Genomic DNA, 24,535 nt, shown 5'->3' on the forward strand with positions numbered 1-24,535 from the left:
GGTCAGGCGCGGGCGGCTGCGCGGGCCAGGCCGTACGTCAGCGCGTCGGTGAGGGCCTTCCAGCTGGCCTCCACCACGTTCTCGTGCACGCCGACCGTCGTCCACTCGCGGTTGCCGTCGCTGGTCTCGACCAGGACGCGGGTGATGGCGTTGGTGCCGTGGGAGCCTTCGAGGATGCGGACCTTGTAGTCGGCCAGCTCGAAGTTCTCGAGCTCCGGGTAGTGCTTCGACAGCGCCGTGCGGAGGGCTTCGTCGAGGGCGTTGACCGGGCCGTTGCCCTCTGCGGTGGCGATCACGCGCTCTCCGCGTACCCGGACTTTGACCGTGGCTTCGGAGACGACCGCGCCGTCCTCGCGGTGCTCGACCTGCACCCGGTAGGACTCCAGGCTGAACGGCTTGGCCAGGGCGGCGCCCGGCAGGGCGTCGCGGACCAGGAGCTCGAAGGACGCGTCGGCGGCCTCGAAGGACCAGCCGCCCGCCTCGAGCTCCTTGACCTTGCGGGTCACCTCGGTGAGGGTGTCCGGGTGGCCGGCCAGGTCCAGTCCGAGCTCACGGCTCTTGAGCTCGATGCTGGCCCGGCCGGCCATCTCCGTCACCAGGATCCGCATGTCGTTGCCCACCACCGCCGGGTCGACGTGGTTGTAGAGCAGCGGATCCACCTTGATCGCGCTCGCGTGCAGCCCCGCCTTGTGGGCGAATGCCGCGGCCCCGACGTAGGCCTGGTGGGTGTCGGGGGCGATGTTGGCGATCTCGGCGAGCGCGGTCGACACCCGCGTCGCCTTCTCGAGGCAGCCGTCCGGTAGGACCTTCAGCCCGAGCTTGAGTTGCAGGTTGCTGACCACGGCGAAGAGGTCGGCGTTGCCGGGCCGCTCGCCGTAGCCGTTGGCCGTGCACTGGAAGTGTTTGACGCCCGCCTCGACGGCGGCGACGGTGTTCGCCACGGCGCAGGACGTGTCGTTCTGGCAGTGGATGCCGAGCCGGTCCGCGGGTACGCCGGTGCGGGCGACCACGTCCTGGATCGCGGCGGTGATCATCGACGGGAGCATGCCGCCGTTGGTGTCGCACATGACGACCCGTTCGGCGCCGGCCTCGAAGGCCGCGCGGACGACGGAGGAGGTGTAGTCGGGGTCGTAGCGGAAGCCGTCGAAGAAGTGCTCACAGTCGACGAACGCCCGGCGCCCGTTCGCGACCAGGTGGGCGACGGTGTCGCGGACCATCGCCAGGTTCTCGTCGCCGGTGGTGCGCAGCGCCCGCTCCACATGGCGGATGTCGGACTTGGCGACCACGCAGACGACCGGGGTCTCGGCGTCGAGCAGCGCCTGCACCTGCGCGTCCTCGGCGACGTCGACGCCGGCCTTGCGGGTGGCGCCGAAGGCGACCAGGACGGCGTGCTTGAGGTCCAGCTCGGTCTTCGCGCGCCGGAAGAACTCCGTGTCCTTGGGCATGGCGCCCGGCCAGCCGCCCTCGATGAAGCCGACCCCGAACTCGTCCAGCAGCCGCGCCACGGCGAGCTTGTCGACGACCGAGTAGCTGATGCCCTCGCGCTGCCCACCGTCGCGCAGCGTCGTGTCGAACACCTGGTAGGTCATGGGGAGTTCCTTTCGGCGAGACCTGACGACCCAACAAAAAGACCCCCCGCGGATGCGGGAGGTCTGCGCGTCGGCGTAGGGAGGGCCGGCGCGCTAGGTGCCAATAATGAGCACGGATCGGGTCACGTAGGAGAGCATGCCACTCACCGTGCGTCCGTGGGACAGAAGTCCAGACTCCGGGACAGGTGTCCCCGTGTCGGGTGGCGCACACGGGGTACTCCCCGCCCATGAGCTATCCGCAGAACGATCCGGACCGGGCCGGTGGCCTCATCTCCGACGCGCAGGGCGAGTTCGTCGAGGAGGAGTCCGGCGGCGCCTTCGACCCCCGGGCGTTCCAGAAGAAGGAACCACCCAGCGACGACGATCACATGGTCGGGCCCGGTGAGGAGATCGAGAAAGCCCACTAGGTTGGAGGCGTGCACCCCCGAAATCTGACCTTCTCGTCCAGCTACAACTTCCGTGACGTCGGCGGGTACGCGGGCCTCGACGGCCGGACGGTCCGCTGGCGGCGCCTGTTCCGGTCGGACTCGCTGCACCGCCTCAAGGGCGACGACCTGGTGACCTTCGGCGAGCTCGGCGTCCGCACCGTCATCGACCTGCGCCGGCTGTTCGAGGTCGAGGAGCACGGCCGGGTCCCGGAGGCGGAGGGGCTGGCCTACCACAACATCGTGTTGCAGCACGTCGACTGGGAGACGGTGCCGGAGCCGGAGGGCACGTCGCACGAGCGCTGGCTGGCCGACCGCTACGTGAACTTCATCGAGGACGGCCAGGAGGGGCTCGCCGCGGCGCTCAGCCTCATCGCCGACCCCGACGCGGCGCCGGTGGTCGTGCACTGCATGGCCGGCAAGGACCGTACGGGTGTGGTCTGCGCCCTCACCCTGTCGCTGCTGGGCGTCTCGGAGGCCGACATCGCCGAGGACTACGCGCTGACCGAGGCCGCCATGGCGTCGCTGACGGAGTATCTGACGCGGACGAAGCCCGAAATGGTCCAGGACAAGTACCACATGTTCGACTGCCCCCGTGAGGCCATGCTGATGTTCCTGCACGACCTGCGGGACAGGTACGGCTCGGTGGAGAAGTACGTGCGCGAGATCGGCATCAGCGCCGAGCAGGTGGCCGCGCTGCGCGGTCACCTGCTCGAACCCGCCCCCTAGAGAACCCGGTGGACCCAGCCGAACGGGTCCTCGGCACGGCCCCGCTGGATGTCCGACAGCTCCTGCCGCAGCCCCATGGTGACCTCACCCGGGCCGCCGTCGGCGACCGTGAACTCACCCTCCGGCGACCGGATCGTGCCGATCGGCGTGATCACCGCCGCGGTGCCACAGGCGAAGGCCTCGCGGATCCGCCCGGACGCCGCGCCCTCACGCCACTCCTGCAGGCTCACCGGGCGTTCCTCCACCCGGCGCCCGGCCCGCTGTGCCAGCTTCAGGATCGAGTCGCGGGTGATGCCCGGCAGGATCGTGCCGCTCAGCGGCGGCGTCACCAGTGAACCGTCGTCCATCACGAAGATGACGTTCATGCCGCCGAGCTCGTCGACGTACTTACGCTCCACGGCGTCCAGGTACACGACCTGGTCGCAGCCGTGCTCGATGGCCTCGGCCTGCGCGGACAGCCCGGCCGCGTAGTTACCGCCGCACTTCGCCGCGCCGGTGCCACCGGGAGCCGCCCGGGTGTAGTCGGGAGTCACCCACACCGTCACGGGCTTGACGCCGCCGCTGAAGTAGGCGCCGACCGGCGAGGCGATCACCAGGTACAGATATTCCATCGCCGGGCGCACACCCAGGAAGACCTCACTGGCGTAGGCGAACGGGCGCAGATACAGGCTGCCCTCGTCGCTCTGCGGGATCCACTGCCGGTCGATCGCAATGATCTGCCGCAAGGACTCGAGGAACGTCGCCTGCGGCAGCACCGGCATCGCCATCCGCTGCGCCGACTGGGCGAACCGCGCCGCGTTGGCGTCCGGGCGGAACATCGCCACCCCGCCGTCGGGCGTGGTGTACGCCTTCAGCCCCTCGAAGATCTCCTGCGCGTAGTGCAGCACAGCCGCCGCGGGATCCATCGGGATCGGCGCGCGGGCCTCGACGCGGGGCTCGTACCAGCCTTTGCCCTCCGCGTACCGCACGGTGACCATGTGGTCGGTGAAGATGCGCCCGAAGCCCGGATTGGCCAGCAACGTCGCACGGTCCGCGTCGCTTACCGGCGCCGGGTTCGGACGGATCTCGAAGTCGAGGTTGTCACCACCACTCATGGGAGCTGACCTGCTTTCTCTCGCGAGGAAAAAGGATGTGAGCATGAGGGAGCACCCGCAGCGCTCCATGAACTTACCCCGAACGGTCGTTAAAAGCCGACCACCAGGTGGGGGACCGGCACGCGGGCACGGTCCGTGTTTTCACCGGTACGCCGAGAGCCGGGCACGCGGGTTCGCGGGCTGGTGTGCGGCGCCGCGTGCGCAGCCGGGATCAGAGCCGGCGGCTGGTTCCCGAGCGCTTCGTCGCCCGGCTGCTTCGGCCCCGCCGGCGGCGTGGTCCGGCTCCTTGGTTGCGCCGGTGGCGTCGTGGTCCGGCTTCTTCGTTCCGCCGGCGGCGTCGTGGTCCGGCTGGAACGGTGGTGCTGGCGCTGGGCGCTCAGGAGACCGCGGCGGCGACCCGGTCCCCGACCTCGGCGGTGCGCAGCGAGGCCCCCGGCGTGCGGGAGGCGACCTCGGCCGCGACCGCCTCGGATACTCGCCGGGCCTCGTCCGGGTGCCCGAGGTGCTCGAGCAGGAGGGCGGCGGACAGGATGGCGGCAGCCGGGTCGGCGATGCCCTGGCCGGCGATGTCCGGCGCGGATCCGTGCACCGGCTCGAACGTCGACGGGTACGTGCGCTCCGGGTTGACGGAGCCGCTGGCGGCCATGCCGATGCCACCGGTCACGGCAGCGGCGATGTCGGTGAGGATGTCACCGAACAGGTTGTCGGTCACGATGACGTCGTACCGCTGCGGGTTGCTGACCATGAACATGCTCGCGGCGTCGACGTGCTGATATTCGGTGGTGACGTCGGGGAACTCCGCCGCCACAGCCTTGAAGGTGCGCGCCCACAGCCCACCGGCGTGGGTGAGCACGTTGGTCTTGTGCACCAGGGTCAGGTGACGGCGCTCCCGGCGCTGCGCCCGCGCGAAGGCGTCCCGCACGACCCGCTCGACACCGTGGCGCGTGTTGAGGCTCTCCTCGGTGGCGATCTCGGCGGGGGTGTCCCTGTGCAGGACCCCGCCGGCGCCGACGTACAGGCCCTCGGTGCCCTCCCGGACGACGACCATGTCGATCTCGCCGGGCTTGAGGCCGGCCAGCGGGCTGGTGGTGCCCGGCCACAGCCGTGAGGGGCGGAGGTTGACGTACTGGTCGAAGTCGAAGCGGAGCTTGAGCAGCAGACCCCGCTCGAGAACGCCGGGCGGGACGCTGGGGTCGCCGATGGCGCCGAGCAGGATGGCGTCGTGGCCGGCGAGCTCGTCCTCGACCGACTGCGGCAGCACTTCGCCGGTGCGGTTGTAGAGGCGGGCGCCCAGGTCGTACTCCTGGTACTCGGCGCCGGGGAGGACGGCCTCGATCACCTTGCGGGCCTGCGCGGTCACCTCGGTCCCGATGCCGTCGCCGGCCACCACCGCGATCCGCGCCACCGTCACGTCCACTCCCTCGATCGGTCCGACCTGGACGAGCCTAACGGGGCGTCCCGGTGTCCGGTACGCCGGTCCCAGAGTGTGGGTGAGTAATCGTTCAGGAAGGGCGGAACGCGAACAACCCCCGGATCGCGGCAACGATCGCGGGGGTTGTCACGACGAAAACGCGTGGCTCGCGCCGCCGGGGTGCACAACCGCGCGGAACGGCCGCGAGAGATGTCACCCGAAGACACGCCCGCAGCGCCCGCGCGGCAGGGACCAACGCTAGCGATGCGGACTAATGTCGCGCAAGACGCATCCCCCGCGTGTCGGCGCGAGATCGGGATCGAACGCCCGCCGGTATGGCACCATGCGCCGGTGAGTTTCGACCTCGTGGTGTGGGCCATGGACAACGCGGACATGCCGGACGACGTGCGTGCCGCCAACGAGCGGTGTGCGCGCGGCGAGCACCCGCACCGCCCCGCCGACCCCCGCGTCGTCGCCTTCTATGACGCCCTGACCAGCACGTACCCCGACCGCGGCCCGCGCGCCACGCTGGACGGATCCCCCTGGGCGAGCGCCCCGCTGCACGCCGCCGCGGACCACATCCAGATGCGCCTCGACGAGGGCTGCCCCGACGAGGTCCTCGAGACCATCGAACGCCTCGCCGGCGAGCTGAACCTCGACCTGCTCGACCTGCAGGACGGCACGGTCTACCCGCCGCCGGTGAAGGCCCGCTGACCCGCACCCGGCCGCCGGCCCGCCACGCCCGATAGCCCGGCCCGCCGCCTCAGTCCTCGTCGCGCAGGTCGGCGATGCTGCCCCGGGTCGAGCCGATCGCCTCGGCCACCGTGGACAGCAGCTCGGCGTCCACCGACGAGTCCACGGTCAGCGCCATCAGCGCCTCGCCGCCGGCCTCCCGGCGGGCCACCTGCATGGCCGCGATGTTGACGCCGGCCTCGCCGAGGATCGACCCGATGGCGCCGACGATGCCCGGCCGGTCGGCGTAGCGGAAGAACAACAGCACCCCGCCGGCGTCCAGTTCCAGGTCGAACTCGTCGATCTGGGTCAGCTTCCGCGACTCCCGGCCACCGGTCGTGTGCACCGTACCCGTGACGGTCACGCGGCGGCCGTCGGGCAGCGCGCCGCGTACGGTGACGAGGTTGTGATGGTCCGACGCCTCGTCGAAGACCGCCAGCTCGACCTCGACCCCGCGATCGGCCGCGAGCTGCGGGGCGTTGACGTAGGTGACCTGCTCCTCGACGACCGACGTGAACAGCCCCTTGGTCGCGGCGAGCTTGAGCACCGTGACGTCGTGGGAGGCGATCTCGCCGCGCACCTCGACCGTCACGCTCGCCGCGATGCCGCCGGCCACCGCCGTGAAGACCTTGCCGAGCCGCTCCGCGAGCGCCAGCAGGGGCCGCACCTCCTCGTCCACGACGCCGCCGGCCTGCACGTTGACCGCGTCGGGCACGAACTCGCCCTGCAGCGCGAGCTTGACGCTGCGCGCCACCGACAGACCTGCCTTGTCCTGGGCCTCCACCGTGGACGCGCCCAGATGCGGCGTCACCACGACGTTGTCGAACGCGAACAGCGGTGACGAGGTGATCGGCTCGGTGGCGTACACGTCCAGCCCGGCGCCCGCCACGCGGCCTTCGGCCAGCGCGTCCGCCAGCGCGCGTTCGTCGACCAGACCGCCGCGGGCGGCATTGATGATGCGGACGCCCGGCTTGACGGTGGCCAGCTCCTTCTCACCGATCAGGCCCAGGGTCTCAGGGGTACGCGGTAGGTGCACCGAGATGAAGTCGCTGTCCCGCAGAAGCTCCTCGAGGCCGACCAGCCGCACGCCCAGCTGCGCGGCCCGGGCCGGCTGCACGTACGGGTCGTAGGCGATCAGCCGGGTGCCGAAGGCGGCCATGCGCTGCGCGAACAGCACGCCGATGCGCCCGAGCCCGACCACGCCGACCGTCTTGCCCTGCAGCTCGACGCCGGTGTACGCAGCGCGCTTCCACTCCCCGCGCTTCAGCGCCGTGCTGGCACTGGCGGTGTTGCGCGCCACGGCCAGCAGGAGCGCGATGGCCTGCTCCGCCGCCGAGACGATGTTGGAGGTCGGCGCGTTGACCACCATGACCCCACGGGCGGTGGCGGCCGGCACGTCGACGTTGTCCAGCCCCACCCCGGCCCGCGCGACGACCTTGAGCCGGGGCGCGGCGGCGACGGCCTCGGCGTCGACCTGGGTGGCACTGCGCACGATGACGGCGTCGGCATCGGCCAGCTCGGCGAGCAGCGCGGCGCGGTCGGTGCCGTCGACGTGGCGGACGTCGAAGTCGTGGGCCAGCACGTCGAGAGCGGCGGGGGCGAGTTCCTCAGCGATCAGTACGACGGGAGTCATGCGTCTCCATCTCGCAGGCTGCCGCGATCGTAGGCAGAGGTAAGGCCCACCCGTCCATGTCAAATCAGCGTGACCGGTCTCACATATCGAAGGCCTTGAAATCCGCCGTCCCCAGGGGTTCCCCAAGTGGCGGACCCGTCCGCCGCACGCGGCCGCCCAGCATGCCCCCACCGAACAGATCCGCACCGCCGCTCCCCCGCCCGCACCGCCCTCGGCACCAGCACCCCCACCAGGACCGGCCCCGACCGCTCTCGAAAGCGCGCCGCCACCCCCATCCTGACCCCACCCGAGCCGACCTCCACCGCCCCGAACGCGAGCCGCCGCCGCGCATCCTGACCCACCCGGCCCGGCCCCGACCGCCTCCGGAAGCACGCCGCCGCCCACACCCCGCACGCATCCCGACGTCGCCGACGTCGACCGCCCCGCCGCAGCGCGGCTCACGGGATACTTCCCGGATGATCGACTTCCGTTTCCGGCTGTGCCCGTTGGACGAGGTGTCGCCGTGGGGCGGCGACCAACCGAGCCTGTCCTGGTTCGGGCTCACCGAGGGCTGGTACTGGATCGAGGTCGGCGGCCACGAGCTGCTGCGCCGCACGCGCCTCGACGATCCGTTCCCCTACGTCGACTACTACCTGGCCCGGTTCTCAGAAGACGTCAATCTCCTCGCCCCCGACGTCCTCGAGCCGGTGCCCGCCGAGCTGCAGCCGTTCATCGCTTCGGATCCCGACGAGTGGGCGTGCAACTGGCTCGAGTTCATCGGTGACGGAGACAAGGACCCGAACGCGCCCGACCATCCGGTGGTCACGGCCGTGCTCTGGCACGACGCGCACGCCATGGACTTCGGTTACCTGCGCAATCCTCCGCACCTGCGCCTCTGGCGGACCGTCCGCGGCGACCGCGACGAGATCACGCTGGACTGGCGGCACGAGGACGACGGCGAGATCGGGTTCACGGCCGGCCCCGTCGTCCGGGTCGGTGTCCCGACCGCCGACTATCTCGAGGCCGTTCACACGCTCGATCGGAAGCTGATGACGGCGATGCGGCAGCGGGTCGAGGAGCTGGAACGCCGCGGCGGGCGGCCCGGCGTGGAGATCGACCTCCCCGGGCTGCGGCGCGAACACGAGGACCGGACGCAGTGGCTCGCCCGGAACCTCGCACGCTCACCGAAGACGGACTGGGACGTCATCGCCGAGGGCGCGCGCCCGCTGCTCGGTGACGCTCACCGGGCCGGCCCTCCGACGACCTGACCGGGCGCCGATCAGATCCGGGCGCGCGTGATCGTCTCGCGGTCGATCGGCGGGGACGGCGGCAGCCCCACGGACGCGCCTCCGTCGAACTGGCGGAACGTCTGCGCCTCAGCGTCCAGCCCGTCGTACAGCAGCTCGAAGTCCAGGCTGCCCACCGGCGGGTAGACCCGCTCGCGGGGCGGCTCCTGACCCACCTCCAGCGCACCCTGCGACACCATGAAGTCGACGATCGCCTGGCGGACCGACGGGAGCGTCACCGGGGAGTGGTAGACCACGTTCAGGGCCTGCATGCGCATGCCCTGCACATGGTCCTCGCCCTTGTTGTCGTGGAAGTGCGGGTTCCGCGTCTCGATCTGCAGCACCGGCACCGAGCCGGCCATCACGTCCGGGTCGTTGCTCTCGAGGACGCCGCCGAACTGTTCGAACAGGTCCATGTACTCGTACGGTTCGACGGCGAAGCCTCCCGCGAGGCGCAGCTTCAGGCCGAGGTCGAGGCTCATGGCGTGCTCGCCCGCATTGCCGGTGGCGATGACCTCGGTGCCGAAGCCGGAGTACTCGGCGAGGAAGCGGTTGAGCCATTCGTTGGTGATCTGCGAGCTGCGGCCCTTGCGGCTGAAGAAGAGCCGCCCGTCGCGGAGCTTCGGCTTGGAGTGCCAGGAGATGCGGACCATCGAGTACGGGCTGTCGGCGAGGTGCAGGCCCGCCGCGTACGCCTTGCAGTATTCGTGGACCGCACCGGGGACGTAGTTGTCGGCGTCGACGTAGCCGAGGTAGCGGCGGCCGGTCATCGCCGCGAGGGCCATGCCGATGAGCATCGCCTCACCCTTGCCGTTGCGCACGAGGCCGTCGTCGCCGATGAGGTCGGCCATGCCCGCCGCTTTGAAGGCCGCGGCGACACCCGGGTCCTTCTGGTGCACGGCGATCGCGGGGCGGCCGGCGAGGCGGCAGAACTGTTCGAGGGTCTGCGCCTCGATCTCGTACCGGTCGACCGGAAGCTTGTCGCTGTTGGAGACCAGGACAATGAGAGCGTCGTGCGGAATTCCGGAGAGCACGCCCTCGATGACGCTTCGTGTCTCATTCATGCAGGGGATGACGATTACCATTTGCGACTCGACAGCGCGCAATGCCTCCGGCGGCACGACGCGGCTGCCCGCCGAAAGCGCCGGCCGGCCGGTGTCGTGCACGGCGCCGGAGTCGAGCTCGATCACCCTCTGCAGCTCATGAATCCGGACCGCGCCGAAGCGCTCACTCCGGAAAGAATCAGCCAGTCGCATGCGGCGAGGCTACCTGTTGTACACCAGCCCCAAGCACCTGAACCGTGCACAATTCGATGAAGACGCCGAGTAGGTAAGCGGGACGTAACACGCACGTTTCCAGTAGTCGAATGATCACACAGAACGGTGAATTCGCAGGTCCCTCAGCATGCCGAAAAGCCGCTGCCGGCCGGTGGTCACCGGCCGGCAGCAGACGAGGAAAACCCGTGGGTGCCACAAAGGGCAGAAATATCAGGCAGTTTCCGTGATCGGCCGGTCCACCCAGCTCATCATGTCGCGCAGCTTCTTGCCGGTGACCTCGATCGGGTGCTCGGCGCCCTCCTTGCGCAGCTGCTGGAGGCGCTGGCCACCCGCCTCGTCGTCGGCGATCAGGGCCTTCGTGAACTCGCCCGACTGGATCTCGGAGAGGATCTTCTTCATCTCCTCCTTGACCGAGGCGTTGATCACGCGCGGCCCGCTGACGTAGTCACCGAACTCCGCGGTGTCCGACACGCTGTACCGCATCCGCGAGATGCCGCCCTCGTACATGAGGTCGACGATCAGCTTGAGCTCGTGCAGGCACTCGAAGTACGCGATCTCCGGCGCGTACCCGGCCTCGGTGAGCACCTCGAAGCCGGCCTGGACCAGCGCGGCCGTGCCACCGCAGAGCACCGCCTGCTCGCCGAAGAGGTCGGTCTCGGTCTCCTCCTTGAACGTCGTCTTGATGACGCCGGCGCGGGTGCCGCCGATCGCCTTCGCGTACGACAGGGCGAGCGCCTGGGCGCCACCGGTGGCGTCCTGCTCCACGGCGATCAGGGCGGGCACGCCCTTGCCGTCCACGTACTGACGGCGGACCAGGTGGCCCGGGCCCTTCGGCGCGACCATGGCCACGTCCACGTTCGCCGGGGGCTTGATGAGCTCGAAGCGGATGTTGAGGCCGTGACCGAAGAAGAGCGCCTTGCCCTCGGTGAGGTGCGGCTCGATCGACTCGGCGTAGATCTTGCGCTGGGCGGTGTCCGGGGCGAGCAGCATGATCACGTCGGCCCACTCGGACGCCTCGGCCGGGGTGAGCACCCGCAGCCCCTGCTCCTCGGCCTTGGCGCGGCTCTTGGAGCCCTCCTTGAGGCCGACCACCACGTCGACCCCCGAGTCGCGCAGCGACAGCGAGTGCGCGTGGCCCTGGCTGCCGTACCCGATGACGGCGACCTTGCGCCCCTGGATGATGGACAGATCAGCGTCGTCGTCGTAGAAGGTTTCGACGGTCATGACTTGGCATTCCCTTTCATGGTGGAGCCTTTAGACAGCTTGTGGGCGGCGGCGGGGAGGTTGGACGGGGTCAGGCCGCGCGCAGCGCGGGGCCGGTGGTGATGGAACGGGAGCCGCGGCCGATGGCCACGAGGCCGGACTGCACCATCTCCTTGATGCCGAACGGCTCGAGGTCGCGCAGCAGCGCGTCCAGCTTGTCGGGGTTACCGGTCGCCTCGATCGTGAGGGTGTCCGGTGCGACGTCGATCACCTTCGCCCTGAACAGCTCGACCGTCTCGAGCACCTGCCCGCGCACCGCACGGTCGGCGCGCACCTTGACCAGCAGGAGCTCGCGCTGGACCGACTGCTGCGGGTCCAGCTCGACGATCTTCAGGACATTCACCAGCTTGTTGAGCTGCTTGGTCACCTGCTCCAGGGGTGAGGAGTCGGCGTTGACCACGATCGTGATGCGGGAGACGTCCGGGTTCTCCGTCTCGCCCACCGCCAGCGAGTCGATGTTGAAGCTCCGCCGCGAGAAGAGGCCACTGACCCGGGCGAGCACGCCGGGCTTGTTCTCGACCAGCACGGAGAGGGTGTGCTTGTTGGTAGTCACAGGTCGTCCTCGTCGAAGTTCGGGCGCACGTCCCGGGCGAACATGATCTCGTCGTTGCTCGTGCCGGCCGCCACCATGGGCCAGACCATGGCGTCCTTGCCGACCGTGAAGTCGATGACCACCGGGCGATCGTTGATCTCCATGGCGGCCTTGATGGTGGCGTCCACGTCGGCCTTCGACTCGCACCGCAGGCCGATGCAGCCCAGCGCCTCGGCCAGCTTCACGAAGTCGGGGATGCGGTGCTTGTGGGTGCCCAGCTCGGTGTTGGAGTAGCGGCCCTCGTAGAACAGGGTCTGCCACTGCCGGACCATGCCGAGGTTGCCGTTGTTGATGACCGCGATCTTCACCGGGATGCCCTCGAGGGCGCAGGTCGCCAGCTCCTGGTTGGTCATCTGGAAGCAGCCGTCGCCGTCGATCGCCCAGACCGGGGTGTCCGGCTTGCCGACCTTCGCGCCCATCGCCGCGGGCACCGCGTAGCCCATGGTTCCGGCGCCGCCGGAGTTGAGCCAGGTGCCGGGCTTCTCGTACTTGATGAACTGCGACGCCCACATCTGGTGCTGGCCGACGCCCGCCACGTAGATCGCCTCCGGGCCGACCAGCTCGCCGATCCGCTCGATGACGTACTGCGGGGCCAGGGTGCCGTCGGTGGGCTCGTCGTAGCCGAGCGGGTAACGCTGGCGCAGGTCGTTGAGCTGCGCCCACCACGGCTCGTACGCGGACGCGCCGGTGGCCGTGCCGGAGACCGCCGCGATCAGCTCGTCGATGACGTGCCGCGCGTCGCCGACGATCGGGACGTCGGCGTGCCGGTTCTTGCCGATCTCGGCGGGGTCGATGTCGGCGTGCACGACCTTGGCGTCCGGGGCGAACGAGTCGAGCTTGCCGGTGACCCGGTCGTCGAAGCGGGCGCCCAGGGTGACCAGCAGGTCCGCCTTCTGCAGCGCGTACACGGCGGGAACCGTGCCGTGCATGCCGGGCATGCCGAGGTGCTGCGGGTGCGAGTCGGGGAACGCGCCGATGGCCATCAGCGTGGTGACCACGGGGATGCCGGTCAGCTCGGCGAGCTTGCGCAGCCCGTCCGTGGCGCCGGCCTTGAGCACGCCGCCCCCGACGTACAGGACGGGGCGCTTGGCCGCGGCGATCAGGCGTGCCGCCTCGCGGATCTGCTTGCCGTGCGGGTGCAGGGTGGGCCGGTATCCGGGCAGGTCCAGCGTCGGCGGCCAGGAGAACGTCGTCTGCGCCTGCAGCACGTCCTTCGGGATGTCGACGAGCACCGGGCCGGGGCGGCCGGTGGCGGCCAGGTGGAAGGCCTCCGCCAGGATCTGCGGGATCTCCTCGGCCGTCTGGATGAGGAAGTTGTGCTTGGTGATCGGCAGGGTGATGCCCTGGATGTCCGCCTCCTGGAAGGCGTCCGTGCCGATCGCCGGGCGCGGGACCTGACCGGTGATGGCCACGATCGGCACCGAGTCCATGTAGGCGTCGGCGATCGGGGTGACCAGGTTGGTGGCGCCCGGGCCGGAGGTGGCGATGCAGACGCCGACCTTGCCGGTGGCCTGCGCGTACCCGGTGGCGGCGTGGCCCGCGCCCTGCTCGTGGCGGACCAGGATGTGCCGCACCTTGGAGTCGTAGAGCGGGTCGTACGCCGGCAGGATCGCCCCGCCGGGGATGCCGAAGGCCACCTCGACGCCGAGGGCCTCGAGCGACCGCACGAGCGAGCCGGCCCCGCTGACCGGGGTCGGCGAGACCGCGGCTACGGCGCCGGCGGCGGCGGCCGCGACGGTGGCCGGGGTGGCACGGTGGGCGAGGGTCTCGGGCGTGGGTCTCGTCATGGCGATTCAGACCTTCGTTCGGGTTCGACAAGTCGATCCTGCGCAACAAAAAAGGCCCTCGTGCATGAGCACGGGACCTAGCGCACTGCCCAGAGGATCAGGGGCAGCGCGCTCAACTAAGTACGAGGAACGACGAACACATGCGGCTAAGACTGCCCCATCTCACGAGGTGCGTCAACTGATCTCACATCTTGGTCACCCGAAAAGGCCGGGTCCGTCGGCAGCACCGCCCGGACCTGCCGCATTCCGGGGCCCAGCATGATGATCTGGCTGCGGGCCGGGGCACCCGGAGCGATCTTGGCCGGGCGGCTCCGGGGCGCCGGCACCGGCCGCGTCGCGGACGAGCGCGCGGTCCGCAGCTGCGCCTCCAGATGCTCGGCCGGCACTCCCCAGCCGAACAGCGAGCCCTGGCCCAGCCGGCACCCGGCCTCCTCGACGACCTCCCGCTGCGCGGGCGTGCCGATGCCCTCGGCGAGCACTTCGAGGCCCAGCCGATGCCCGAGCCGGACCACCACGTCCACCAGCGGAGCCGCCATCCCGGTCCGCGACTCCGGCTCGGCCACCAGCGCATGGTCGATCTTCAGGATGTCGACCGGCAGGCTGCGCAGTTGTCCGAGCGAGGAGTAGCCGGCGCCGAAGTCGTCCAGCGCGATCCGTACACCGGTCGACCGGAGCTCGACGAGCCGCCGGATCAGCTCGTCCATGTCCGTGGCGACCGCGTGCTCGGTCACCTCCAGCACCAGCCGCTGCGGCGGTACGCCGTACTTGTCCAGCACCGCCGCCACCTGACCGGCGTAGTCGGCGGCGTGCAGCTCCTTGGGCGACAGGTTCACCGACACCCACACGTCGTGCCCGGCGGCCAGCCACTGGGCCAGCTGGGCGCACGCCTGGTCCAGAACCCAGGCGCCGAGCATGCCGATCAGCCCGGACTCCTCGGCGACCGGGATGAACTCGTCGGGGCGTACGGCGCCGAGGTCCGGGTGGTGCCAGCGCAGGAGCGCCTCCGCGCCGACCGGGCGTACCGAGGGCAGCGCGACCACCGGCTGGAAGACGAGCCGCAGCTGCCGGCGCTCGATGGCGTGCCGCAGCTCGTTCTCCAGCACGCTGTGGCGACGCAGCAGCTCGTCGTAGCGCTTCTGGTAGCGCTCGACGCGGTTCTTGCCGCGCTGCTTGGCGTACCGCAGGGCCAGGTCGGCGTCGCGCATCAGCTCGCCGGTGTCCCCCGGTGCCGGGGAGCCGGCCACGCCGACGCTCGCGGAGAGGAAGACCGAGCCGTCCTCGGTCTCGTACGGCTCGCAGAGCACCTCCAGCAGCCGCTTGCCCGCCGCCATCGCGTCCTCGGGCGTGGCCCACATGAGCACCGCGAACTCGTCGCCGCCCAGCCGCGCCGCGACCTCGCCCTCACGCAGGTGGACGCGCAGCCGCTCACCCACCTCGGCGAGGACCGCGTCCCCGACGTCGTGCCCGCGCATGTCGTTGACGTTCTTGAAGCCGTCGAGGTCGAGCCCGACCAGGGTGCGGGGACGGTTCCGGACGGCCGGCTCGCGCAGCGCCCGGACCAGGCCCCGGCGGTTGGCCAGGCCGGTGAGCGGGTCGGTGTGCGCCAGCTCCCGGAAATGCGCCTCCCGCTGGCGCAGCTGCAGCGTGTAGCTCTTCACGTCGCCCAGCGCCAGGTACTGCCGGCCGACCAGCGCGAAACCCTCGACGCTGGCGCCCAGGAAGCCCAGCGCGGCGAAGTCGCCACCCGCCAGGATGTGGTAGCTGCCGGCGATGACCATGGCCGCCATCGGGACGAACGCGTAGCCCGTACCCCGCTGGATGATGTCGCCGTCGACGGTGACCGGGCGGTCCGCGGCTTTCACGGCACGGGCGACCACGAACAGGCCCGCGGGCAGCAGGAGCGTGCCCAGGAACACGACCACCGGCATGTCCTGACAGATGCCGCCCGGCAGGGCGGTGGCCGTCACCGAGACCAGGCTGACCCCTGCGGCGACCTTGACGGTGACGTGCCGCGGCCGGTGCGCGTGCATGGCGAGGACGGTGGTGAGCCCGAAGGCCACGGTGGCCACGCCCGCGCCCAGCAGCAGCGACACGCAGCCCATCGGGGTGTGGTCGCCCAGGATCCGGGTGGGCTCGGAGACGAGGATCCAGCCGACGAACCACAGCGCGGCGGCGATGATGAGCCCGTCGAGCAGGTGCCGCAGGCCCGCGCGGCGGTTCTCCGCGGCCCCGGGAAGCATGAGGGTGCCCACCAGCAGCGTGAGCGTGCCGAGCGCCATCGCGACGGCGACGGCCTGGCCGAGGGCGCGGCGGTGGTCGTCCATCACGTCGGGCGCCAGGTAGAGCGCGCTCACCAGGCCGGCCAGGGCGGCGCCGGTCACCGTGGCGCCCCCGGCGGCCAGGATGAGATGAGCGCGGCGGGCGGCGCCCGTGTGCCTGCGGCCGGAGTTACCCAGCAACGCCACGGCCGGGACCGCGACCACGAGGCTCGCCAGCCCGGCCAGCTCCACGCCGGACGGTGAGTGCACGGGAACACTCTGCCGTACCCGGAACATTTTCGGTATCCCGAGGGATGGACATCCTCGATGCCGGTTCGCCCCCGGTCCTTACCGGCGGTGGCACTATGTAGTAATGCCTGAGCTGCGCTCCCGGACCTCGACCCACGGTCGGACGATGGCCGGCGCGCGCGCCCTGTGGCGCGCCACCGGCATGACCGACGACGACTTCGGCAAGCCCATCGTGGCGATCGCCAACAGCTTCACCCAGTTCGTACCCGGGCACGTGCACCTCAAGGACCTCGGCGGCCTCGTGGCCGACGCGGTCGCCGAGGCGGGCGGCGTGGGCCGGGAGTTCAACACCATCGCGGTCGACGACGGCATCGCGATGGGCCACGGCGGCATGCTCTACTCGCTGCCCAGCCGCGAGCTGATCGCCGACGCGGTCGAGTACATGGTCAACGCCCACTGCGCGGACGCCCTGGTCTGCATCTCGAACTGCGACAAGATCACCCCGGGCATGCTGATCGCCGCCCTGCGGCTCAACATCCCGACGGTGTTCGTCTCCGGCGGCCCGATGGAGGCCGGCAAGACGGTCGCCATCGAGGGCATCGTGCACGAGAAGCTCGACCTGATCGACGCCATGTCGGCCAGCGCCAACGAGAACGTCACCGACGAGCAGCTCAGCACGATCGAGCGCTCGGCCTGCCCGACCTGCGGCTCCTGCTCCGGCATGTTCACCGCCAACTCGATGAACTGCCTGACCGAGGCGATCGGCCTGGCCCTGCCCGGCAACGGCTCGACGCTGGCCACGCACGCCTCCCGCAAGGCGCTCTTCGAGAAGGCCGGCGCCCTGATCGTCGACATCGCGAAGCAGTACTACGAGAACGACGACACCAGCGTGCTGCCCCGCAGCATCGCCAACCGGGACGCCTTCGAGAACGCCGTCGCCCTGGACGTGGCGATGGGCGGCTCCACCAACACCGTCCTGCACCTGCTGGCCGCGGCCCGCGAGGCGGAGCTGGACTTCAGCGTGGCGGACATCGACGCGATCTCGCGCCGGGTGCCCTGCCTCAGCAAGGTCGCGCCGAACAGCGTGAAGTACCACATGGAGGACGTGCACCGGGCCGGTGGCATCCCCGCCCTGCTCGGGGAGCTCAACCGGGGCGGCGCCCTGAAGCAGGACGTGCGGGCCGTGCACTCCCCCGACCTCACCAGCTGGCTGGACGCCTGGGACATCCGCGGCGGCTCGCCCAGCCCCGAGGCCGTCGAGCTGTTCCACGCGGCTCCCGGCGGGGTGCGCACCACCCAGCCGTTCTCCACGACCAACCGCTGGGCGACCCTCGACACCGACGCGGCCGAGGGCTGCATCCGCTCGGTCGAGCACGCGTACACGGCCGACGGCGGCCTCGCGATCCTCTTCGGCAACCTCGCCCCGGACGGCTGCGTGGTGAAGACCGCCGGCGTCGACGAGTCGCTGTGGAAGTTCACCGGCCCGGCCCGGGTCTTCGAGAGCCAGGACGCGGCGGTCGAGGGCATCCTCGGCAAGCAGGTCGTCGAGGGCGACGTGGTGGTGATCCGCTACGAGGGCCCCAAGGGCGGCCCGGGCATGCAGGAGATGCTCTACCCGACGTCGTTCCTCAAGGGCCGCGGCCTGGGCAAGGCCTGCGCGCTGATCACCGACGGCCGCTTCTCCGGCGGCACGTCCGGGCTGTCGATCGGGCACGTCTCCCCGGAGGCGGCGTCCGGCGGCCTCATCTCGCTGGTCCAGACCGGCGACGAGATCACCATCGACATCCCGGGCCGGTCGATCACGCTCAACGTCTCCGACGAGGAGCTGGCCCAGCGCCGCCACGAGGAGGAGCGCCGGGATCGGCCGTACACGCCGGTGGATCGGCAGCGTCCGGTCTCGGCCGCCCTCCGGGCGTATGCCTCGATGGCCACGAGCGCCAGCGACGGGGCATACCGACGCGTTCCGGAATAGAAAACTACGGGCACACAGGCAGACAGAAGCAACACCGACCGGCCCGGGCACACGCGGATCTCCGTGCATGCCCGGGCCGTTCGCGCGTTCCGGGCGAAGAAGGGGGAAGGCCGGCGAGCCGGCCGGGTCACCACGGTCAGCTTGGGCCGGCGATTCGAGGCTTGGGGCGGCATGGTCCTGACGGTCTTCGACGGACTCCTGACCTCAGGTCTCGAGGTGTTGATGACGTGGGAACACTCTGCTCAGGCGGGGCAGGCGGCGTCCGATCTCGCAAGACTGTCGGAGTTCCACGGCCGGCCTGCGAGTACCGGATCGGTGGGACGGTGGTGCCCCCGAGCGCTCAACGCGTCGTCGATGCCCTCCTGCCCGCCTGTGACGCGGTCATAGGCAGCGGGCGCCACGGCTGCCAACTCCTCCCAACCAGGCCACTCCGTGTGGCCCACTCCCGCGGGAGGCGTCGAAGGTGTCGATTGGCCCGCGAGCCGCATCGAGGTGGATCTGAGCCGCTCGTGAATTGGGTCGCCGGGGCGGGCGCGGGGCGGCATGCTGGGCGCATGCAGCCGAGCAGCGTCGTCATGATGGGCCCCTTCGCGGGCTCTGTCGGCGTGCTCTAGACCGATCAGTCCCCGCTTCGGCGGGGTGACCGGTCGCGGCGGGGCGGAAGAGGGGTCATGACCTTCTACGTCACCACCGCCATTCCCTACGTCAACGCGGCACCGCATCTGGGTCACGCGCTTGAGCTCGTGCAGGCCGACGTGCTCGCCCGGCACCGGCGCGCGCGAGGCGCGGACGTCCGCTTTCTCACCGGCACCGACGACAACGCGCTCAAGAATGTGGCCGCTGCCCGGAAGGCCGGTGTGCCCGTACAGGAGTTCGTGAGGGCGAACGGTGACCGGTTCGCCGCCCTGCGCGAGCCGCTCGAGCTCTCGTTCGACGACTTCATCCGCACGTCCGAGGCTCGCCACCGGCAAGGCGTCGAAGAGTTGTGGGAGCGCTCGCGCGGGGATTTCTACCGCCGTCGCTACACGGGTCTCTACTGCGGCGGTTGCGAGCAGTTCCTGGACGCGGACAGCTGCCCGGAACACGACACGCCGCCCGAGCGGGTCAGTGAGGAGAACTGGTTCTTCCGCCTGTCCCGCTACGAGGCGGAGATTCGGAGAATTCTCGAGGACAGCGTCGTCCGCATCGAACCGGCCGCGCGGCGCAACGAGGTGCTGGCTTTCGTCCGGGCCGGTCTGCGCGACATCAGCGTCTCCCGGTCCGCGTCCCGGGCCGGCGGCTGGGGCATCCCGGTGCCGGGCGATCCGGACCAGGTCGTCTACGTGTGGTGGGACGCCCTCGCGAACTACGTGACGGCGCTGGACCGGGACGCGTACCAGCGGTGGTGGGCCGGCTCGGGTGAGCGCGTCCACGTCATCGGCAAGGGCATCGTTCGTTTCCACGCCGTCTACTGGCTCGCGTTGCTGCTGTCCGCCGGGGAGCCCCTGCCGACCCGGATCCTCGTCCACGACTACCTGACCGTCGGCGGCGCCAAGCTGTCGAAGAGCGCCGGCAACGCCGTGGACCCGGTCGGGCTTGCCGGCCGGTACGGCACCGACGCGCTGCGGTGGTGGCTGCTGCGCGACGTGGCACCGCTGGGCGACACGGATTTCACCGTCGACCGGTTGGTCCACCGCCACGACGTCGACCTGGCCAACGGGGTCGGCAACTTCCTCAACCGGACGCTCAACCTCGCCTACCCGGACGGGATCCGGCCCGCGCCGTGCCCCAGCGACCTGCCGCAGCGCATCGACGAGGCATTGGACGGCGGCGACTTCCGGGCGGCCACCGAGGCGATCACCGACGAGGTCGCCCTCGGCAACCGTGTGGTGGAGACCGAACGGCCCTGGCGACTCGGCGGCCCGCGCCGCGCCGACGTCGTGGGTGAGCTGCTCGGCCGCTGTCAGGTCATCGCGACCGAGCTCGAACCGTTCCTGCCGTCGGCGGCCCGGCGGCTACGAGCCGAACTCGCCCTGGCCGGCCCGCCGCGCCCAGCCTTCGCCAGGCTGGGCGCGGCGGCCTCGGTCAGACCAGGTCGTTGACGCAGCGCAGGACCGGCCGGGACGTCAGCGCGGCCGGGTCGAGGCCCCGCGCGCCGCGTACCCGGAAGGTCGCCGACTCGCCCGGCAGCAGCGTCACGCCGGCCTCGTCGGCCTCCGCCGCCGGGTCGAGCCGGTCGGGGTGCAGGGTCAGGTCACGGAGGATGGTCTGCGCCGTCACGGTCACGTGGGTCTCGTCGTCCATCTCCGTGACGGTCGCGCTGAACTTCGCGGGCGGCCAGGCGATGTCCTTGTCCTCGGCGGAGAACCACCAGGCCCGCTGCCCGTCCGCCTCGGCCAGCAGCACCTCGCCGGCCTGTGCCGGGAGGGGCAGCGTCGTGGCCGAGCCGGGTGCGACCGTCGCCCCGATCGTCTCCTCCGCTTCGACGACCCCGGCCAGGGTACGGCGGGAGACCGTGGCGGACAGCGCCCACGGCTCGGCCGAGTCGTTGACCGCCACCAGCACCGGGACGCGGTCGCGGGGTTGCACGGTCAGCAGGCGCGGGGCGAACGAGCGGCGCAGGGCGTACCAGAGCGGCTTCTTGCGGCCGTCGCCGTCGACGGCGGCCCAGGAGGTGACCGGCCAGCAGTCGTTGAGCTGCCACATGATCGCGCCCATGCAGTGAGGGCGGAGGGCGCGGAAGTGCTCGATGCCCAGCGAGAGGGCGCGGGCCTGGTTGAGCTGCGTCAGGTAGTGCCAGTCGTCGAAGTCGCGAGGCGGCGGCAGGTGGGCGTCCAGGCCCCGTTGCAGCTTCGCGTCGCCGTCGGCGGCCTTCTGATGCGCCTGCATGCCCGGCGAGTCGGGGGCCAGCGGCTCGTCGGACAGCGCCCGGCGCAGGGTCGCGTACGCCGGCGGCGCCTGATAGCCGAACTCCGCCACGAACCGCGGCCGGTACGCGCGGTACCTGGTGTAGTCGTCGGTGTTCCACACGTCCCAGATGTGCGTGGTGCCGTACGCGGGATCGTTGGGATGCTTGTCCTCGCGCCCGGACCACGGGCTGCCGGGCCAGTAGAACCGGCTCGGATCGGCCTCGGCGACGATGCGCGGCAGCAGGTCGAAGTAGAAGCCGGCGCCCCACGTGCGGCCGTCGAGCTGCTCCTTCCACCCCCAGTCCTCGTGACCCCAGATGTTCTCGTTGTTGCCGGTCCACATCACGAGGCTGGGGTGCGGGGACAGCCGGACGACGTTCTCGCGCGCCTCCGCCGCCAGCTCGGTGGCGAACGGCTCCTCCTCCGGGTACGCGGCGCAGGCGAACAGGAAGTCCTGCCCGACGAGCAGGCCGAGGGAGTCGGCGAGGTCGTAGAACTCCTCGGACTCGTACCGGCCGCCGCCCCAGACCCGCAGATAGTTGACGTTCGCGTCGACCGCCTGCCGGAACCGGGCGGCGAGCCGCTGCGGCGTGACGCGGTCGGCGAAGACGTCGTCGGGGATCCAGTTGACACCGCGGACGAACACCGGCACGTCGTTGACGACGAGCGTGAAGGCGCCGTCGGTGGTGTCGACGCGTACCGAACGGAAGCCCACCTGCCGGTGCCACGCGTCGAGCCGCTGCCCGTCCGCGCCGGTGAGGGTCACGTCGAGGGCGTAACGCGTCGGTTGTCCGTACCCGATCGGCCACCAGAGCTGGGGATCCGCGACCGTGACCGTTACGACGGCCTCGTCCCCCTCGGTGGTGGTCTCCGCGCGCTCGCCGGCGATCTCCGCGGCGACGGTGACCGGCCCGGGGGTGTCGCGGTCGAGCCGGACCCGGACCTCGACGGTGCCCGCGCTGCCGTCCACAGTGACCCGGGGACGCACCTCGGCGAGCCGGGCGACGGCCCAGCTGTGCAGCCCGATCGGCTGCCAGATGCCGGCGGTGACCAGCGTCGGACCCCAGTCCCAGCCGAAGTTGCAGGCCGTCTTGCGGATGAACTGGAAGGGCTCGGGATAGGCGTTGGGCCGGTCGCCGAGCCGCTCCCGCTGCGCCTCGGCATAGCGGTACGCCGACTCGAACCGCACCCGCAGCTCGTTCTCGCCGTCGCGCAACGCCGCACGGGCGTCGAACCGGTAGCTGCGGTGCATGTTCGCCGTGCGGCCCAGCTCCACCCCGTTGAGCGTGACCGTGGCGACGGTGTCGAGGCCGTCGCACACGAGATCCACCCGGCCCGGAGCCGGCTCATGGTGGAAGGTCGTCGCATACTCCCAGTCGGTGCGGCCGATCCAGGCGAGCTTCTTCTCGTTGTCGTCGAGGTACGGGTCGTCGATGACGCCGGCGGCGAGCAGGTCGGTGTGCACACAGCCCGGCACGGTGGCGGCGACGCCCTCGACGTCGCCGCCCCTCACGACCCAGCCCTCGTGCAACGATCGGTACGAGGTCACAAGACTCCCTAATTCCCCGCGGCGGAAAACCGAATGAAGATCGATCAGGACTTGACGGCACCTTCCATGATTCCCCGTACGATCTGCCGTCCGCCAAGGAGAAGGAGAACCAGCAACGGAACGGTGGCCATGAAAGCGCCCGCGAGCACCCGCCGGTAGATCACGTAGTTGCCGCTCGCCAGGTCGGAGAGGGCGACCATCGACGTCGGGAACTCCGTGCCGTTGAGGGTGATCAGCGGCCACTGGAACTCGTTCCAGGTCGCCACGAAGGTGAGCAGGCCGAGCACCGCGAGTGCCGGGCGGATCGCCGGCAGCACGATGCTCCAGTAGATGCGCATCGTCAGCGCACCGTCCATCCGGGCCGACTCCACCAGTTCATCGGGTACGGCGTGCAGGATGAACTGTCGCATGTAGAACACGCCGAACGCGCTGACCAGGAACGGTGCGATGACGGCCAGCAGGGTGCCGTTCCAGCCGAGCTTGCCCATGAGGATGTACAGCGCGACCACGCCGAGCTGGTTCGGCACGGTGAGGGTGAGGATCACCACGACCATCAGCGGGTCACGGCCCCGGAAGCGCAGCTTGGCGAAGGCGAACCCGGCCAGCGAGCAGAAGAACAGCGTCGACACGGTCACCACGCCGGCGACGATGAAGCTGTTGATCAGGGACGCGGTGAAGTAGACGTCCTGCATGGTGAAGACTTCCCGCAGGTTCGTCAGCAGCTGGTCACCGGGCACGACGGACGGCGGGGTCCGCGAGACCGCCTCGTCGGTGCTGGTGGCGATGACGAACATCCAGTACAGCGGGAACGCCGACACCGCGAGGAACGCCGAGAGGGCGAGGTAGGTGCGCCAGCTCCCCCTGGTGTCCTGAGGTGCGCTCACGGTGGTCATCGCCGGCCTCCCCCGAGACGGTTGGTGAGAAACGCGTTGAGGCCGGCGATGACGAGGATGATCAGGAACAGCGCCCAGGACATCGCGGCCGCGTACCCGAGGTTGAGGTCCTTCCAGCCGACCTTGTAGATGAGCTGCGCGATGGTCTGCCACTGGCTGTCGGACCCGCCGGTCGCCGCGGCCGGGTTCTCCTCGAAGAGCATGGGCTCGTTGAAGAGCTGCAGCCCACCGATCGTCGAGAGGACCACGGTGAAGATCAGGACCGGTTGGATCATCGGTACGGTGATGCGCCACAGCTGCCGCCACGGGCCGGCCCCGTCGACCGCCGCCGCCTCGTAGACGTCCTTCGGGATCGACTGCATCGCCGACAGGTAGAGCAGCGCGTTGTAACCGATCCACTTCCAGTTCACCATGGTGGCGATGGCGATCCACGCGCTCCACTTGTGCGCCCGCCAGTCCAGCGGCTCGCCGATGAGCCAGTTCGCCAGGCCGTTGTCACGGGCGAAGAACACCGCGAAGACCAGCGTCGAGGCGGCGACCGGCGTCACGTACGGCACCAGCACCCCGACCCGCCACCACGTCGTGGCGCGCAGCTTGCGGTTGAGCAGGTTCGCCACCATCAGCGCGATCAGCAGCTGCGGCACGGTGGACAGGATGAAGATGCCGAACGTATTTCCCAGCGCGTTCCAGAAGTCCTCGTCGTGCAGCAGCCGCTCGAAGTTGGCGGCTCCCGCCCACCCGTTGCGGTCCGGGTCGTCGAGACGCCAGGTGCGCAGGGCGACGACCCCGTTGAAGGCGATCGGGAACATCCCGAAGACGGCGAAGAGCAGAAAGAACGGCGAGACCAGCACGTACGGCGTGAGCCACAGCCTGCGCTTCGGCGGCGTCGCCGGCGGGCGTGGTCGCTCAGGGTCCAGCCGGACGACCGG

At 70.5% G+C, this 24,535-nt stretch carries 18 protein-coding genes; 6 read left to right on the forward strand and 12 right to left on the reverse strand.

What is annotated here, in order from left to right; genetic code table 11:
- Positions 1-2: 2 nt before the first annotated feature.
- Positions 3-1,589 carry a citramalate synthase gene (gene cimA, locus AB0J80_RS14970; protein WP_364704818.1) on the reverse strand — a complete coding sequence of 529 codons (1,587 nt, stop codon included), beginning with the start codon at positions 1,587-1,589 and terminating at the stop codon, positions 3-5.
- A 227-nt stretch (positions 1,590-1,816) separates the two neighbouring features.
- On the opposite strand from cimA, the gene AB0J80_RS14975 reads away from it, so the two are divergent.
- The gene (locus AB0J80_RS14975; protein WP_364704820.1) at positions 1,817-1,996 is read left to right on the forward strand and encodes a hypothetical protein; all 180 of its coding nucleotides are present in this window, start codon (positions 1,817-1,819) and stop codon (positions 1,994-1,996) included.
- A gap of 9 nt (positions 1,997-2,005) precedes the next feature.
- Positions 2,006-2,743 (forward strand): tyrosine-protein phosphatase, encoded by a 738-nt coding sequence (locus AB0J80_RS14980; protein ID WP_364704822.1) that lies wholly within the window; start codon positions 2,006-2,008, stop codon positions 2,741-2,743.
- Here AB0J80_RS14980 and AB0J80_RS14985 read toward each other — a convergent pair.
- Positions 2,740-3,837, reverse strand: coding sequence for a branched-chain amino acid aminotransferase (locus tag AB0J80_RS14985; RefSeq protein ID WP_364704823.1), 1,098 nt, complete (start codon positions 3,835-3,837; stop codon positions 2,740-2,742). The genes AB0J80_RS14980 and AB0J80_RS14985 overlap by 4 nt on opposite strands.
- A 376-nt stretch (positions 3,838-4,213) precedes the next feature.
- Positions 4,214-5,242: a 3-isopropylmalate dehydrogenase gene (locus tag AB0J80_RS14990; protein ID WP_364705073.1), complete on the reverse strand. Its 1,029-nt coding sequence runs from the start codon at positions 5,240-5,242 to the stop codon at positions 4,214-4,216.
- Between the two features lie 357 nt (positions 5,243-5,599).
- Between AB0J80_RS14990 and AB0J80_RS14995 the strand changes: the two genes are divergently transcribed.
- On the forward strand, positions 5,600-5,962 hold the full coding sequence (locus AB0J80_RS14995) for a hypothetical protein (protein ID WP_364704825.1): 363 nt from the start codon (positions 5,600-5,602) through the stop codon (positions 5,960-5,962).
- 49 nt (positions 5,963-6,011) lie between these two features.
- Here the strand turns inward: AB0J80_RS14995 and serA are convergent, their stop codons facing one another.
- Positions 6,012-7,613: a phosphoglycerate dehydrogenase gene (gene serA / locus AB0J80_RS15000; RefSeq protein WP_364704826.1), complete on the reverse strand. Its 1,602-nt coding sequence runs from the start codon at positions 7,611-7,613 to the stop codon at positions 6,012-6,014.
- Between the two features lie 455 nt (positions 7,614-8,068).
- Here serA and AB0J80_RS15005 point away from each other — a divergent pair, with 455 nt between their 5' ends.
- Positions 8,069-8,860: a DUF5984 family protein gene (locus tag AB0J80_RS15005; RefSeq protein ID WP_364704827.1), complete on the forward strand. Its 792-nt coding sequence runs from the start codon at positions 8,069-8,071 to the stop codon at positions 8,858-8,860.
- An 11-nt stretch (positions 8,861-8,871) separates the two neighbouring features.
- On the opposite strand, the gene mpgS is transcribed toward AB0J80_RS15005, so the two are convergent.
- The 5 genes from mpgS to AB0J80_RS15030 form a co-directional block, all read right to left on the reverse strand.
- Positions 8,872-10,134, reverse strand: coding sequence for a mannosyl-3-phosphoglycerate synthase (mpgS, locus tag AB0J80_RS15010; RefSeq protein ID WP_364704829.1), 1,263 nt, complete (start codon positions 10,132-10,134; stop codon positions 8,872-8,874).
- Positions 10,135-10,365: 231 nt separating this feature from the next.
- Positions 10,366-11,379 (reverse strand): ketol-acid reductoisomerase, encoded by a 1,014-nt coding sequence (gene ilvC, locus AB0J80_RS15015; protein ID WP_364704830.1) that lies wholly within the window; start codon positions 11,377-11,379, stop codon positions 10,366-10,368.
- Positions 11,380-11,449: 70 nt separating this feature from the next.
- The gene (ilvN, locus tag AB0J80_RS15020) at positions 11,450-11,971 is read right to left on the reverse strand and encodes an acetolactate synthase small subunit (protein WP_364704832.1); all 522 of its coding nucleotides are present in this window, start codon (positions 11,969-11,971) and stop codon (positions 11,450-11,452) included.
- Positions 11,968-13,797: an acetolactate synthase large subunit gene (locus AB0J80_RS15025; RefSeq protein ID WP_364704834.1), complete on the reverse strand. Its 1,830-nt coding sequence runs from the start codon at positions 13,795-13,797 to the stop codon at positions 11,968-11,970. Before AB0J80_RS15025 ends, ilvN begins: the two co-directional genes overlap by 4 nt.
- 146 nt (positions 13,798-13,943) lie before the next feature.
- A complete protein-coding gene (locus AB0J80_RS15030; RefSeq protein ID WP_364704836.1) occupies positions 13,944-16,352 on the reverse strand; it encodes a bifunctional diguanylate cyclase/phosphodiesterase in 2,409 nt (802 codons plus the stop codon).
- A gap of 76 nt (positions 16,353-16,428) precedes the next feature.
- On the opposite strand from AB0J80_RS15030, the gene ilvD reads away from it, so the two are divergent.
- Together ilvD and AB0J80_RS15040 are read left to right on the forward strand one after the other, a co-directional pair.
- Positions 16,429-18,276, forward strand: a complete 1,848-nt coding sequence (gene ilvD / locus AB0J80_RS15035; protein WP_364704838.1) for a dihydroxy-acid dehydratase — start codon at positions 16,429-16,431, stop codon at positions 18,274-18,276.
- A gap of 671 nt (positions 18,277-18,947) precedes the next feature.
- The gene (locus AB0J80_RS15040) at positions 18,948-20,357 is read left to right on the forward strand and encodes a methionine--tRNA ligase (RefSeq protein ID WP_364704840.1); all 1,410 of its coding nucleotides are present in this window, start codon (positions 18,948-18,950) and stop codon (positions 20,355-20,357) included.
- Here the strand turns inward: AB0J80_RS15040 and AB0J80_RS15045 are convergent.
- Genes AB0J80_RS15045 through AB0J80_RS15055 form a run of 3 tightly spaced genes read right to left on the reverse strand, consistent with a single transcriptional unit; the run spans position 20,341 to position 24,523 of the window.
- Complete coding sequence (locus tag AB0J80_RS15045) at positions 20,341-22,713, reverse strand: glycoside hydrolase family 2 protein (protein ID WP_364704842.1); 2,373 nt, start codon at positions 22,711-22,713, stop codon at positions 20,341-20,343. The genes AB0J80_RS15040 and AB0J80_RS15045 overlap by 17 nt on opposite strands.
- A gap of 44 nt (positions 22,714-22,757) precedes the next feature.
- A complete protein-coding gene (locus AB0J80_RS15050; protein WP_364704844.1) occupies positions 22,758-23,606 on the reverse strand; it encodes a carbohydrate ABC transporter permease in 849 nt (282 codons plus the stop codon).
- Positions 23,603-24,523, reverse strand: coding sequence for a sugar ABC transporter permease (locus AB0J80_RS15055; RefSeq protein WP_364705074.1), 921 nt, complete (start codon positions 24,521-24,523; stop codon positions 23,603-23,605). The genes AB0J80_RS15050 and AB0J80_RS15055 overlap by 4 nt, the downstream gene beginning before the upstream one ends.
- Between the last annotated feature and the right edge of the window lie 12 nt (positions 24,524-24,535).

Source organism: Actinoplanes sp. NPDC049548 (assembly GCF_040676695.1).
Classification (GTDB): domain Bacteria; phylum Actinomycetota; class Actinomycetes; order Mycobacteriales; family Micromonosporaceae; genus Actinoplanes.